This window comes from Chitinophaga polysaccharea (genome assembly GCF_902150045.1).
Classification (GTDB): domain Bacteria; phylum Bacteroidota; class Bacteroidia; order Chitinophagales; family Chitinophagaceae; genus Chitinophaga; species Chitinophaga polysaccharea_A.
Map to the genome: position 1 here is coordinate 3,275,099 of NZ_CABFVU010000001.1, position 14,010 is coordinate 3,289,108.

Consider the following 14,010-nt stretch of genomic DNA (forward strand, 5'->3'; position numbering starts at 1 on the left):
TTTGTTTGCGCCTGTGTTAGCGGAGCACAAAACAGGATCCCGTTATTCAGACCTTAAACTTTTAACAGGGTTCATTAAAGCCGTTTGTATGGATTTATATCCTACCGTTAGCATAGCTACGGCAAGGGAAATAAGGATAGCCATTGCAAAAATGCCTGCGCCAAAATGAATACGGTAGGCAAAAGTATCCAGCCAGCGGGTCATCATATACCAGCCTAAAGGCGCTGCTATGATAAAGGCGATCATGAGCATGTAAATGAATTCTTTGCCAAACAGCCATATGATGTTTTCCACGTTGGCGCCAAGCACTTTACGGATGCCCATTTCCTTTGTTCTTCGTGCAGCCATAAACGATACCAGGCCATATAAACCAATGCAACCAATGGCAATGGAGATGATGGTAAACAGCCGGATAAGCCGGAGGATCATGGTATCTGATTTGTAAAGCTGTGCCAGGCTTTCATCTAAAAAAGTATAGTTGTAGATGTGTTGCGGAAAGGCTTCCTGCCATGCTTTTTCCAGCGAAGGGGCAACAGATGCGTAGTTGGCCATGTTTACCTTTATGGCGCAGTTATTATAATTTTCAATAGAAGTAGTCATGTATATGGCATCTATTGGCTCATGAAACGAGCGGTTATGAAAATCCTTTACCACGCCTACAATCAGCCCGGTACTGCCGTTGATAGTCGCTTTTTTGCCAAGGGCATCATTGTTGGAAGGCAGTTGTAATTTTTTTACAGCGGTTTCATTGACCAGGAATTCGCGGATGGTATCAGAAGGGTAGAGGTTACGGCCTGCCAGTAATGGGATACCAAAGGTAGAGAGATACCCGGGATCGGCGGCTTTGTAATAGATGGCAAATTTTTCATTTTCTGCGCGTGATGCCAGCTGTATACCGGTAGATGGTGTTACCGATGCCGCCGGTGCATTTCCGCAGAAGGTGATCTTCTCTACGCCGGGGATTTGTGCCAGTAAGGAACGAAGGGTGCTGATTTTGGCGGAACTATGTTCAGGCACGGGCAACATCACGATGGCATCTTTCCGGAAGCCCGGGTCCGATTCCATTGAATAGCGCATCTGGTTGGCGATCACAATAGTGCCGATGATAAGCAGTTGTGAAATAGCAAACTGTGTTATCACCAATCCTTTTCTCACAGGCATGCTGCCGGCTTTATGCTGCATCACTTTATTCTTTAACGCCTGTATCGGTTGGAAACCGGCAATGACCACACCAGGGTAAACACCGGAGAGGAAAACGATCAGGAGAAACAGCGCAGGCAGGAACAGCAACAGGTAGCTGTCATAAGCGTTACTGATACTCAGCTTCACATCGAAGAGGTTATTGATATAAGGCAAGGCAAGCAGGGAAATAATGATAGCCAGCAGCATTGCCATGAATACTGTCAGGCCGGTTTCCATCATAAACTGGAGGAACAGTTGCCCGCGGTGGCTTCCCAATACTTTCCTCAGCCCGATTTCTTTTGAGCGCCCCAAAGCCTGTGCTATGTTGAGGTTTACAAAGTTAATACAGCTGGTGATGATCAACAGCAGACCGATGAAGGCCAGTGCCCAGAGACTTTTCTTTTCTATGACCCCTCTCAGCGCTGCATTGAAGTGCATATCAGAAAGTGGTTGCAGCTTGAAGCGGAACATCTCAGCCATTTGTTTATTGTAGTGTTGTGTGGAGATGGCACTTAATACTTTGTCATTTACATCTGCCGCCCGAACACCCGGTTTCAGCAGCACAAAGCATTGCATGTCTTTATTCACGCTCATCCACCAGTCTTTTTCCACCATCCAGGGCGAGTGGTTTTCCAGGTTATTAAAAGGAACATAGATCTCCGCGTGAAAGTCTGTATTGACCGGCATGTTTTTTAATATAGCCGTTACCGTGAATTGCAGGGAATCATCGAGGTGGATGATCTTGCCAATGGGGTCTGCTGTTCCAAAGTATTTCCCTGCCAGCTGTTGGGTGATGGCTGCTGTAAAAGGGGCTTTCAGCAACGAGGTACGGTCGCCGGCTGCCAAAGGGAAATTCATGATATCGAAAAAGGAGGGATCGGCGAAAGCTACCTCTTCTTCAAACCGCCTGTCGCCCGCTGTGGAGATCACCCGTTTCCCCAGGTTTGCTATCCTTGCTACTTTTTCGGCTACGGCGAAGTCGCGGCCGAAGGCCTCTCCCAGCGGGGAAGGTGTACCGGTGTTGAAGCGTATTTTATCTTCATGGAATTCTGTAATGACCCGGTAAATCCTGTCATTGTTCGCATGAAACCTATCGAAGCCCAGGTGATATCTGATCAGCGAAAAAATAAGGAGCAGGCAGGCAATGCCCAATGCCAGGCCACTTATATTGATAAAGGAATGCACACTGTGCCGCTTTAAATTCCGCCAGGCGGACCAGAAGAAGTTTGTTATCATGGTAATGCGATCTGCGCCTGGTATCGTAAAAACGATGCCATATAAATAAGCCCGCGTTTTTCAATTGTTTTTGATGTGGAGATATTTTACATATGTTCGTTTCTGTACAGTTTTTGTCCGGTTTTGGTTTTACAGTGTGGCGGCAATCCTGTTGACGGTTTCTTTCAATGCGGATAAAGAAGTGGTGCTGCTTACCCCATTCACTTTCATCCTGATAATTTTATCTCTCTTTCTTACCATGATCAGCTGGAAATTGTTTGCATCATTCTGAAAGAAGCCTTCATCGCCGGTATTGTTGAGCAGTTGTATGTTGCCGTTGCGGCGGTTATCGTCCAGGATGCCGGTATAGGTTTTTTGTGCGGCGGCTTCGGAGTCATACTGTTCATAGTTATAAAACACGTTGCCGGTTTCGCCTGAAACAGGGTCTGATTCCACGGCCGTAAAAGCGCAACGGTACTTTACGGCATCGCGTCCCTGTTTTTCTGTTTTCAGGGTAAGGAGCGCGTTTTGGCCCAGTATTTTTGCAGCATCTGCAGGCGTGAGGTAAAAGTAGGGAACGGTATCAGGGGCAAAGCCTGATGATATCAGGGGGAGCAGCAGGAACAGGAGTAACAGTGTTTTCATAACGGTATCATTTAAGGGGAATAATACACGGGTGTTACTTTGCCAGGCTTATTTTACAGGACCTTTTTCTTCTTCCGATCTTAGACAGCTTTGGCTGCGGATCGATTTTGACAGCTAGCCAGAACTATCCAAAAATACATAGTTTTGGCTAGCTGTCAAAATTGATCCGTAGCCTGATACAGCACTTTTTATTCGGAATATCAGGCATAAGCAGCTATCCGGAAAAGAGAGGACCTTCTCATCCTACTCCAATCCTTCAAATATCCTCCCTGCTGCCACCCCCAGTGCTTCCTGAGCAGTTTTATCCGCTTCATTCGTTAATATCACTATACCCGTGTTCCGTTCGGGGTATACTACGCAATAACTGGCAAAACCAAAGGTGCCGCCGCTTTGCCAGATCCTGCGCAAACCGTTGCCGGTTTTGTTCATTTGCCAGTTTAAGCCGATGGCAAAGTTGTTCATATCACCCCAGGCCGGCTGGTGCGTTAATTTCGCTGAAGGATCGGTTTCATCTGCATGCAGCCGGATATATTGCAGCATATCATCTATGGAAGAATAAATGCCTCCTGCGGCAGCCAGCATAGGGGGATTGTAAGGCATGATGCGGCCCCGCTGGTTATATCCTTTGGCGGCATTATCAGGCAACAGGGCGGTAGTATGTTTCATGTGCCGGGGGCGGGTGATGAATTTTCTTACCAGTTCCCCGTACGACATACCGTATATGCGTTCCAGTATGATGCCAAGCAATTGAGCACCGGCATTTGAATATTTGAAATGATAACCGGGAACGGTATCCAGTTGTACCTGGTGAAGGTCGTTCAGAAAAGCGGCAGTAGAATAATCCTGTTGTTGCGCGTTGATAATACCCGGGATGGAATCTTCAGGTTGTTGGAACAGCTCACGGTTGTCGGGGAGCAGGAAGGGCAGCCCGGAAAGATGTGTGATAAGATGTTTCAGCTGGATAGCGCGGCCTTTATACTGGAGGTTGGGATAATCTCCGTTCAGGTAAAACCGTATATCGTCTTCCAGTTTCACCTTTTTGTTTACCACTGCTTTTGCCAGTAAGTAGCCGGTGAATGTTTTGGAGATGGAACCTATTTCATAAGGCGTGTGGATATCAGGCAGGGATGTTTTACTGTAGCGGTAAATGTAGGTTTGTCCGCCTGTATACACTCCAACTTCCGCATTAACGCGGCTGGTGTCCTGCATAAAAGTAAGGAGTGCAGATTGCACAATACTGTCCACTTTTGTTTTGCGGGGATTGTCTGTAGCCACCTGTGCCTGCAGATGAACAGTTGATAAGAATAGAAAGAACAGCGGGATAAATTGTTTCATGGTTGTTTTTTTGAAACAAGCTTATCCTAAGAAGGTGCCATTTGGCACGGGTTTAACGCTTATCTTCTTATATATTTAAAAATAAAAAAACGTGTATCAAAAATGAACACCCGGTGTACGCAGGCGCACTATGGTTGCAGTGGACCTCTGCTTATCTGCTCACCGGCTTTATACACTGCGGCTATTTTCCGGGTATTTTTAATATCCTGTGCAGGATTGGCATTGAGTATAATGAGATCGGCGGTTTTACCTTTTTCTATAGTGCCATAGTCTCGATTTATTTTCAGGGCGGTAGCCGCATTTTTAGTAGCAATAGTAATGGCTTGCAGGGGAGTAAGTCCTGCCTGTACCAGCAGCTCCATTTCAAGATGCTCGGAGAATCCCTGTGTACGTACCGGTTGTGCGCCGGAGTCGGTACCCAACGCAACGATGATGCCGGCGTCAGCAATCTTTTTTACATTCTTCATCGCTGTTTCAAACGCATGGATATTGCGCTGATAGGAGGGCGAGTTCTTCAGCTTTTCCTGGTAAGCAGGCGAGGTGATCATCTCATACACGCCGGGTTCCAGGGATGCTTTGAAGAAAGGATCGTTGATCCATTCAGGCCTACGGGCATAGATATACGCATATTCATCGAGCGAGAGGGTAGGAATATAGATCACGCCTCTGGCCTTCATCTGTTGCAGTAAGGCAGCGTCAATTTCCTGGTCGCGGATGCTGTGTGCAATGATGTCCAGTCCACCGGTCACAAGGTTTTTTGCATCGGCAAGGTAAAACAGATGCGATGCTACGGGAATATGATGGGTATGTGCACGCTTAATAAGAGCTTTGTAAATAGCGGGGTCCATTTTGGGTGTGGATCCGCCAAAATCATCTACCCACATTTTTATTACCGTTGGCTTTACAAGCGCCACACTATCTAATTCAGTAATGGCTTGTGCTACTGTGGCGGGGTGCTTTACATACTTCATCGGTGGGCCGCCTTTTGTTCCTGCAAAACCATAGCCGGCGGAATACAGGCGTGCACCGGGCAGCAAACCATGCACAGAAGAATCACGCAGGCCGGAGCTGAACAGCATGGGCTGGTCGGAGCCCATCACCAGGATATTGGTGATGCCGTAGTCTGCATATTTTTTTAGCTGTGATAATATATTTTCCCGTGTATACGGATCGGTACTGTTATCGTTACCTTTAATCATACCAATATGCACATGACTGCTGATGATAGCAGGCATCACGGTTTTACCGCGACCGTCGATCACCGTGGCGTTACCGGCAGGTAAGTTTTTGCCGGTAGCGGCAATCCTGCCGTCCTTAATTAGTATATCCGTATGCGTTAGAGGCGTGCCGCCGTTGCCATCTATCAGGGTTATGTCCTTTATCAGGATGTCCTTAGCGGTGGGGGCCGGCTGAAAGGCAGCCAGCAGTAGAATAATAATGGCAACTGGTAACAGGTAGTTTTTCATAGCATTATTTTCTTACGGGAAAATAAAGATAGGAAAATCCTGCTATCCCACTATCCCCACAATAAAACCAATCGCATCCGGCGAATGCAATGCTGTTGTCGACTCCATTGTTATCCTCGCGGTTTCGCCCGCTCTTATACGCATTTGTTTTTCAAACGCAGCAATGGCTGCATGCACATCCGGATAATCATCCCCGGTGAGGCATTGGCCCAGTTCAAGTGCATCCAGCATGGCCATATTTACGCCTTCGCCGGCATAGGGAGGCATGAGGTGGGCGGCATCGCCCAGCATAGTGAGATTGGGCAGCGCCTCCCATGTTTGATCAAAGGGCATACAGTATTGAGGGCGGGGAATAAAATCAGTATTGGCATTTTCAAACAGTTCCAGCCATATATTGTCCCAGCCGGCAAAGGTGGCTTTAAACCAGACAAGCACCTGTGTTTTATCCGAAAAGTTGATGCCGCTGGTTTTATACCAGTCTTCATCTGTATTCACACCGGTATAAAAGGCCAGGCTGCCATTTCCTTTGGTGCTTGCAATTAAGGATTTATCATCTCCCAATGCAAATACCTTCCCGCCTTTTACCAGGGCCCAAATGCGGGGGCAGGTGGTAGCAGCATCATATACGCTGCCTTCCACGATTGTTACGCCTGAGTAAAAAGGCCTGATGGGTGTGATATATGGACGGATCTTCGAGTTGGCGCCGTCTGCAGCGATCACGATATCTGCGTAAGCATTGCTGCCGTTTTTAAAAGAGAGTAGCCAGCCATTTCTCTGTGGCTGCATGGATACAAACTGGCTATCCCATACAACGGTGTCTGGCTGCAGGGAGTCCAGCAGTATTTCCTTTAAGGGGCCACGGTCAATTTCCGGCCGGGATCCTTTATCCACGCTGCTTTCGTGATCGTCAAGAATAATAGTGGCGTGTTTATCAACAATGCGCAGCCGGTCGGCTCCGGGGCGGTAATTGGCCCTGAAGGCGTCCATCAGTCCTGCTGCTTCCAGTGCTTTTAGTCCTGATTCTTCATGAAGATCCAGCGTGGCGCCCTGTACGCGTGCCTGCCTGTTTACATCCCTTTCATATACCTTCACTTCTGCATGGTTCATCTGCAGTATCCTGGCCAGGGTTAATCCACCGGGGCCTCCGCCGATAATGGCTATTTTTTTGTGTTGAATGATACTCATGTTGTTTGTTTTATTTATTTCAGCATTCCCCTGATCACGGTTTCACAGCAATCGAGTATCACTTTTTCCGTGATGATCTGTCTGGGTCTTTCTGTGTAATCAAAATATTCACTGACCAGTTCCAGCAGCGGTGCAAATAACAGGGCGCTGTATATATCCTGGTGGAAGTTGCGGATCATGCCCTGTTTCTCCTGTTGTTTAAAGAACTGTTGGATAGGCTTAAAGTATTGCCCCTGTTCTATGTTTGCCTGCTGGTATGCTTTGTTCAGCAGGGGAGATGTTTTCCCGTTCCGGAGCAACGCAAAATGCGTCCTGTTGCGGGACAGGTAGCGGAAGCTGTTTTGCCACAGCTTTTTTATGCCCGTGGCAAAATCCATACCTGCATGAAAATTTTCCAGCACCGCCTTTTCATAAGGTTCCAGCACTTCTTCTATAAATAGTTTTATCAGGAGATCTTCCTTGTCTCTATACTTTATATAAATCGTTCTGGGCGATATATTGGCCGCTTTCGCCAGCTTCTGCATGGTGAGGTTTTCCAGTCCCTCTTCTGCGATGATCTGCAGGGCTATGGTGCGGATGGCTTCCTCTTTCTCTAGATTTTTAGGTCGCATACGGTTGTTGATTATTGCAAAGTAAGTAAATGTTTGTTTACTTATAAAATATTTTTTCCGGACAGGCATAAAAAAAGCTGCCCCGGAGCGTTTCTGCTCCGGAACAGCCTCATTTTTCAGGTGCCACTATTAATTTTTTATTTCGCCGGGAATCACTTCCACTAACTGTTTCCTGCCACCCCTTAGTATCTCTACGGGGATCTTTCTGCCGATCTGTTTATCGGATAATAAAAGATGCAGGTCATCAACAGAAGTTACCGGTTTGCCGTCGAATGCGATAATGATATCGCCGATATGCAGTTCGCTGTTATAGAAGTTGCCATCGGGTACGGTTTCAAACACGTATACGCCAGTGTGGATGTTCAGCTTATTGGCAGCAATCATCCTGCTGCTGAGGTTTACCGGCTGCGCGGCAATTCCCAGTTGCGCCCTGCGGATCTTACCATGGAGGATAAGCTGACCGGCAATCTGTGCGGCCAGGTTGGAGGAGATGGCAAAGCAAAGCCCCTGTGCGGAGGCGATCACCGCCGTGTTCACACCAATTACCTGTCCTAGCGAGTTCACCAGCGGACCGCCGCTGTTGCCAGGGTTAAGCGCCGCATCGGTCTGGATCACATTATCGATCAGCCGGCCGTTGCTGGCCCGGAGGGTACGCCCTAATGCGCTTACCACGCCGGCGGTAACGGTATATTGCAATCCCATCGGGTTGCCGATGGCAATAGCGATCTGCCCTACCTGCAATGTAGAAGAATCTGCCAGCGGCATGGCCTTTAACCCGCTTTCATCGATCTTTAATACAGCAATATCGGTGGAAGGGTCCGCCCCTTTGATCTCTGCATTTACCCGCCTGCCGTCCACAAACGACACCTTAATACTGTCGGCGTTTTCCACTACGTGGTTGTTGGTAATAATAAAACCATCGGAAGAAATAATGAAGCCGGAACCGGTGCCTCCCTGCGTACGCCTTTCCCGCGTTCGCTGGTCGCTTACCTTTTTCTGTACTTCTATATGTACCACCGATCCGGCTGCAGTACCCACTACACCGGTAACGGTTTGAGAATAGGCATCTAATAAACTCCTATCGTTCGACGCCTGATGCGTAAGAAATGAAATTGAGTTATCCATAATAAACCAGCGGTTCAAATTTATCTCCAGTTTATTCCAGATGCCTTTTTGGCATCTGATGGGCCGGCTTTATGTCATCTTTACTTTTCAGCACTTGAAAATCCTAATTATTTAGCTATTTTGACGGGGAATGTTTTTCGTCTAATAAGGAAGTATGCCAGCAATTGATTTACAGGTACTGTGGGATGCGGTTTGCAAGGCGGACGATCAGCAATCGTTCCGGCAATTGTTTGATCATTATTATCCCCGTTTAGTGCGTTTTGCAACAGACCTGGCCATCAGCAGGGAAGCAGCGGAAGAAATTGTGTCGGATGTATTTGTGCAGCTCTGGAAAAACCGCAGGGAAGGCGGATCAATTTTGTATCTCAAAACATACTTATATACCGCTGTCCGTAACCGCTGCTACAACCATCACCGCGATGAGCAGAAACACCAGTGGCTGGAACTGGAAGCAGAAAACGCCCCGCTTGCCGGAGATGTACATCCTCAGCTGGAATGGAAGGAAATGCAGCAATGGCTGGATAAAGCCATCGCCACCCTCTCTCCCCAGGGCCGGACTATTTTCCGCCTGATCCGGGAGGAAGGATTTAAATATAAAGAAGTAGCCCTGCTCCTGGAAATTTCCCCGCGCACCGTTGAAACCCAGCTGGTACGCGCTACCAGCCGCCTGCGTGAAGCCTTGCAACAGTATAGCAGGGGAGGCGGCCCAAAAATCCCCGTTCCCTGAAAAAAATATTTTTACCGGCTGTAGGTAATCGCCTTCTTTTTCGTGTCTCTCTCCCTGGGAACATTTAAACAGCACGTATGCATCATCATCGCCTGGATGAACTAATAACGGCAAAACTCAGCGGCACACTGGATGAAAGCGGCCGGGAAGAACTGGCGGCTTTATTGCTGCAACACCCGGAATGGGAGCAGCAGGCTGCTTTGCTGGAACAATACTGGAATTCAGTACAGGAACAGGAAGCGCCTCCGGCGGCTGTTTTTAATGAGATGATGGCAAAAGCGGAGCACACCGGTAAAACAACCGTAAAGGTCGTGGCCTGGTGGAAATGGGCAGCTGCCGCCACCCTGGCCGGATTGCTGTGCACAGCAGGTTACCACCTGTGGCAGCATTCCTACCGGCAGAAAGAATTACAGCTGGTGGAAACCCGCAACGGCGAACGCCGTCATTTCCGCCTCAGCGACGGTACCACCGTGCACCTGAATGCCTCCAGCCATCTTACCTGCCGGCTGAATGCCCGCACCCGGGAAATATGGCTGGATGGAGAAGCTTTCTTTGAAGTGGCTAAAGACCCTGCGCGCCCTTTTGTGGTACATGCTGCCTCTATGAACATCCATGCCCTCGGCACGGCTTTCAACGTAAAAGCCTACCCGGAAGACGCACAATATGAAACTACCCTGCTGGAAGGCGCAGTGGAAGTATATCTCGATAAAACGCCGGAACAGAAAGTACGGCTACGCCCGTACGAAAAACTGGCCATCGGCAGCACTGCTGCACTGGCATCTCCGGAAAAAAAATTAATAATAAAACCAGTGGTATCAAAAGTAGCAATGGCAAAAGCCGCTGCCTTACCGGCTGCAGACAGCACCCTGCTGGAAACGGCATGGGTGAGCAACCGTCTTCAGTTTGAAGCGCTCCGGTTTGATCAACTGGCCAAACTATTGGAACGCTGGTACGGCGTTAAAATTGAATTTCGTAATGAAACAGTGAAAAACTATGTATTCAGCGGCTCCTTTGCTTCTGAAAGCATTACCCAGGCGCTGCAGGCCCTGCAACTAACAGAAGAATTCCATTTCGATAATCAAAGCACGCGGATCATCATTTATTAGCACGTTCACCTAAAAATCAGTTATGAAGAACTAGAAAACCTGTAAACAGTTCAATGAAAAAAAGCACAGGAAATGCTACGAACATTCCCTGTGTGAAGGCTTATCAGCAAAGCGCCGGCCCCTTTGGACGGGATGGCAGGGCCTTGCTATTGTATCACCTATCATCACAAATTTATGGAAAAAGTCAACCAATCGGATGCATGCCGGCGAAGAACGCCCATGCTCAAGTATTTGATCATTATGAAGCTATCATTCTTTATTGTTTTACTTTCCTGCATGCAGGTGGCAGCCACCGGGTACTCCCAACGCATCAGCATCCATGTAAAGGATACGGAAATAAAAAAGGTACTGGACCGCATTGCCGGGCAGTCGGATGTACGTTTCCTCTACAGCAACCGTAAAGTGGACCTGCAGCAACGGGTAAGCATCAGCGCCGCGGAAGAGCCACTGGAAAAGGTACTGGATAAAGTGCTTTCCGGCAGCGGCTTTGCCTGGAAAGAACTGGATGGCCACCTGGTGGTGATCATCCCCGAAAACACCGCATGGGAAAATATCCGCGTGAAAGGCCATGTTACCGGCGCCGATGACCAGGCATCACTGCTGGGTGTTACGGTACAGGTAAAAGGCACCGCTATCGGTACTGTTACCGATGAAAAAGGGAACTTTTCACTTGATGCGCCCGCCGGCGGCACACTCCTGTTCCGCTATGTAGGCTATGAACCGCTGGAGCTCCCGGTGAAAGCATCGATGGAGGTGCAGCTGAAAAAATCTTCCAGCGCCCTCACGGAGGTAGTAGTGATCGGGTATGGCGCTGCACAGAAAAAAGATCTCACCGGGTCCATTGTAAGCATCACCCCTAAAGAATTTAACAAAGGCATTATCAGCAATCCCGTACAGGTATTGCAGGGAAAAGTTGCCGGCCTGGTGATCAGCAAGCCCGGTGGCAACCCCAATGGTAAAATAAGCATCAGTCTCCGGGGCGCCTCCTCCCTGTCCGCCAGCAGCCAGCCATTGTTCGTAGTGGATGGTATACCCGGCATCGACATCAATGCAGTACCGCCGGATGATATCGTATCTATCGATGTTTTGAAAGATGCATCGGCAGCAGCCATTTATGGTTCCAGGGGCGCCAATGGCGTTATCATTGTAACTACACGCCGCGGCAAGGAAGGTGTTACGCAGGTATCCTACAGCGGTTATATCGGTATGGAGAAGATGTCGAACACCTACGATGTGCTCAGCGCACCAGACTATCGCAAATACCTGAAGGATAATAATATCGATGCATCTGCATTTGACCTCGGATCTTCTACCAACTGGCAGAAAGCCATTACCCGCACAGGTATCAGCCATAGTCATAATTTATCGATGAGCGGAGGAAAAGACAATACCCGCTACAGCGCATCTGTGAACTATCTCAACAATGAAGGCGTAGTGCTGAACTCCGGCCTTGAACGCATCATCGGGCGCATCACGCTGGACCAGGGCGTTTTCGACAACCGCCTGCGACTGGGCCTCTCCATGAACTATGTAGGAGAGAAGAACAAATACGTAGGCACGGACCCGGATGGCAACGGCGATAACCGCATCTGGGAACAGGCCATTGCTTACAATCCCACAGCGCCTGTTTATAATGCAGATGGTTCCTGGTTTGAAAAACTGGATATCAACGATAACTACAATCCCGTTGCCCTGGCCAACCAGATCAGACACCAGCGCGCCCTGAATAAATTTATCGGTTCTGCAAAAGCTACCTATGATATTACCAGTCACCTTACCTACGACCTGCTGCTTGGGCTGGAACGCGCTTCCAGCGACCGCGGTCTGTATTATTCAAAAGAATCGCCGGTGATAGAAGGCGCAGGCAGTAACGGAACCGCTACCCGCGCTTCCCAGACCTGGGATAACAAAACACTGGAAACCTATTTTACCTACAACCAGCAATGGCAGAAAAATGTAGTGAAAGTAACAGCAGGTTATTCCTACCAGAACTTTTTCAGGAACAGTATGTCGGCAGGTAATACCCAGTTCGTATCCGATATCTTCAGTTATAATAATCTCGGCGCAGGCCAGGGCGATCAGCCGGCTGTAGCTTCCGGTGCAGAAGAGAACTCACCGGTATCTTTTATCGGCCGCGTGTTTTACAGCTACAACGATAAATACCTGCTCACCGGTACGGTGCGCCGCGATGGCTCTACCCGCTTTGGTAAAGACAGGAAATGGGGTACCTTCCCATCTGCCTCACTGGCATGGCGTATTACACAGGAGCCCTTCCTGCAGAACAGCAGCTGGCTGCAGGACCTGAAATTTCGTGTAGGCTATGGCGTTACCGGTAACCAGGAGATCCAGAACTATAAGTCGCCGCTCACTTACAGCCCCGGTGGTAAAGTGCTGGACAACGGCCGCTGGGTTACCTCTTACCAGATCGGGCAAAATGAAAATCCCAATCTCCGCTGGGAATCTGCGGCACAGTTTAATGCGGGTTTTGACTTCACCATGTTTAAAGGGCGCCTGAGCGGAACATTGGAGTACTACGATAAGCGCACTAAAGACCTGCTGTTCAATTACAATGTGCCCTCGCCGCCTTACCTTTTCCCATCCATGCTGGCCAATGTGGGCAAGATCAGCAACAAGGGAGTGGAGCTGTCGCTCAGCGGCGCTGTCATTGACCACAAAGACTTTAGCTGGAGCGCTTCCTTCAATATTTCCCGCAACTACAACAAGATCCTGTCTATTGCCAACGACCAGTTTAAAAGCGATGCCATTTATGATGGCACCGTGGGCGCACGGGGGCTTACCGCTGTGCAGATCGTGAAAGTAGTGCCGGGTTATTCCATTGGTACCTTTTACATCCCGCATTATACCGGTATTGATGCCAACGGTAACCAGCAGTTTGAAGATATTGACGGCAGCGGCAGTTTCGATTTCCGTAGCGACAGCCGCGTGGCGGGTAACGGACTACCGAAATACCAGGCAGGTTTGGCGAACACCTTCCGCTATAAAAACTTTGACCTGAACTTTTTACTGCGCAGTCTTTTTGGCTACCAGATCTTCAATGCTACCGACCTGGTGCTGAGCGATCGCTTCAGCCGCCTTCCCGGCCGCAATGCCATGGCAAAGTATGCGAACAGCGATATCCGCGGCACCTATGTATCCGACCGCTTTATTGAAAACGGCGCGTTCCTGCGGCTGGATAACTTCTCACTTGGTTACAGCATCCCCGCTGCCGGCAGCAAGCTGTTTGCCAACCCGAGGGTGTATATCTCGGGGCAGAACCTGTTCGTGATCACCAGGTATTCCGGCCTGGACCCGGAACTGCCTATCGATGGTCTTGCGCCGGGTATTGATAACCGTAACGTATATCCGAAAACACGCTCTTTTGCAGTAGGCTTTACGGTAAACTTTAAATAAAA

10 protein-coding genes are annotated in these 14,010 nt (G+C 48.8%); 3 read left to right on the forward strand and 7 right to left on the reverse strand.

The features are described 5' to 3' along the window. Window positions 1-42: 42 nt before the first annotated feature. The 7 genes from FN124_RS13415 to FN124_RS13445 form a co-directional block, all read right to left on the reverse strand. Complete coding sequence (locus tag FN124_RS13415) at window positions 43-2,367, reverse strand: ABC transporter permease (protein ID WP_221887771.1); 2,325 nt, start codon at window positions 2,365-2,367, stop codon at window positions 43-45. Window positions 2,368-2,547: 180 nt separating this feature from the next. Continuing rightward, window positions 2,548-3,042, reverse strand: a complete 495-nt coding sequence (locus FN124_RS13420) for a hypothetical protein (protein ID WP_142685216.1) — start codon at window positions 3,040-3,042, stop codon at window positions 2,548-2,550. 243 nt (window positions 3,043-3,285) lie between these two features. After that, window positions 3,286-4,377, reverse strand: coding sequence for a serine hydrolase domain-containing protein (locus tag FN124_RS13425; protein WP_142685217.1), 1,092 nt, complete (start codon window positions 4,375-4,377; stop codon window positions 3,286-3,288). A 128-nt stretch (window positions 4,378-4,505) separates the two neighbouring features. Next, on the reverse strand, window positions 4,506-5,843 hold the full coding sequence (locus FN124_RS13430) for an amidohydrolase family protein (RefSeq protein ID WP_142685218.1): 1,338 nt from the start codon (window positions 5,841-5,843) through the stop codon (window positions 4,506-4,508). A gap of 42 nt (window positions 5,844-5,885) precedes the next feature. Next, window positions 5,886-7,028, reverse strand: coding sequence for an FAD-dependent oxidoreductase (locus FN124_RS13435; protein ID WP_142685219.1), 1,143 nt, complete (start codon window positions 7,026-7,028; stop codon window positions 5,886-5,888). A gap of 14 nt (window positions 7,029-7,042) precedes the next feature. Continuing rightward, window positions 7,043-7,639, reverse strand: a complete 597-nt coding sequence (locus FN124_RS13440) for a TetR/AcrR family transcriptional regulator (protein ID WP_142685220.1) — start codon at window positions 7,637-7,639, stop codon at window positions 7,043-7,045. A gap of 129 nt (window positions 7,640-7,768) precedes the next feature. After that, the gene (locus tag FN124_RS13445) at window positions 7,769-8,764 is read right to left on the reverse strand and encodes a S1C family serine protease (RefSeq protein WP_142685221.1); all 996 of its coding nucleotides are present in this window, start codon (window positions 8,762-8,764) and stop codon (window positions 7,769-7,771) included. Window positions 8,765-8,918: 154 nt separating this feature from the next. On the opposite strand from FN124_RS13445, the gene FN124_RS13450 reads away from it, so the two are divergent. The 3 genes from FN124_RS13450 to FN124_RS13460 all read left to right on the forward strand — a co-directional run bounded on the left by FN124_RS13450 (window position 8,919) and on the right by FN124_RS13460 (window position 14,008). Next, the gene (locus FN124_RS13450; protein WP_142685222.1) at window positions 8,919-9,491 is read left to right on the forward strand and encodes an RNA polymerase sigma-70 factor; all 573 of its coding nucleotides are present in this window, start codon (window positions 8,919-8,921) and stop codon (window positions 9,489-9,491) included. Window positions 9,492-9,568: 77 nt separating this feature from the next. Beyond that, window positions 9,569-10,597, forward strand: coding sequence for a FecR domain-containing protein (locus tag FN124_RS13455; protein ID WP_142685223.1), 1,029 nt, complete (start codon window positions 9,569-9,571; stop codon window positions 10,595-10,597). A gap of 240 nt (window positions 10,598-10,837) precedes the next feature. Next, a complete protein-coding gene (locus FN124_RS13460; protein ID WP_185937187.1) occupies window positions 10,838-14,008 on the forward strand; it encodes a TonB-dependent receptor in 3,171 nt (1,056 codons plus the stop codon). Window positions 14,009-14,010: the final 2 nt, after the last annotated feature.

Bases quoted from the DNA above. Each gene is read 5' to 3' on its own strand.
- FN124_RS13420 (WP_142685216.1), bottom strand. From the start codon at position 3,042: ATGAAAACACTGTTACTCCTGTTCCTGCTGCTCCCCCTGATATCATCA.
- FN124_RS13425 (WP_142685217.1), bottom strand. From the start codon at position 4,377: ATGAAACAATTTATCCCGCTGTTCTTTCTATTCTTATCAACTGTTCAT.
- FN124_RS13430 (WP_142685218.1), bottom strand. From the start codon at position 5,843: ATGAAAAACTACCTGTTACCAGTTGCCATTATTATTCTACTGCTGGCT.
- FN124_RS13435 (WP_142685219.1), bottom strand. From the start codon at position 7,028: ATGAGTATCATTCAACACAAAAAAATAGCCATTATCGGCGGAGGCCCC.
- FN124_RS13440 (WP_142685220.1), bottom strand. From the start codon at position 7,639: ATGCGACCTAAAAATCTAGAGAAAGAGGAAGCCATCCGCACCATAGCC.
- FN124_RS13445 (WP_142685221.1), bottom strand. From the start codon at position 8,764: ATGGATAACTCAATTTCATTTCTTACGCATCAGGCGTCGAACGATAGG.
- FN124_RS13450 (WP_142685222.1), top strand. From the start codon at position 8,919: ATGCCAGCAATTGATTTACAGGTACTGTGGGATGCGGTTTGCAAGGCG.
- FN124_RS13455 (WP_142685223.1), top strand. From the start codon at position 9,569: ATGCATCATCATCGCCTGGATGAACTAATAACGGCAAAACTCAGCGGC.
- FN124_RS13460 (WP_185937187.1), top strand. From the start codon at position 10,838: ATGAAGCTATCATTCTTTATTGTTTTACTTTCCTGCATGCAGGTGGCA.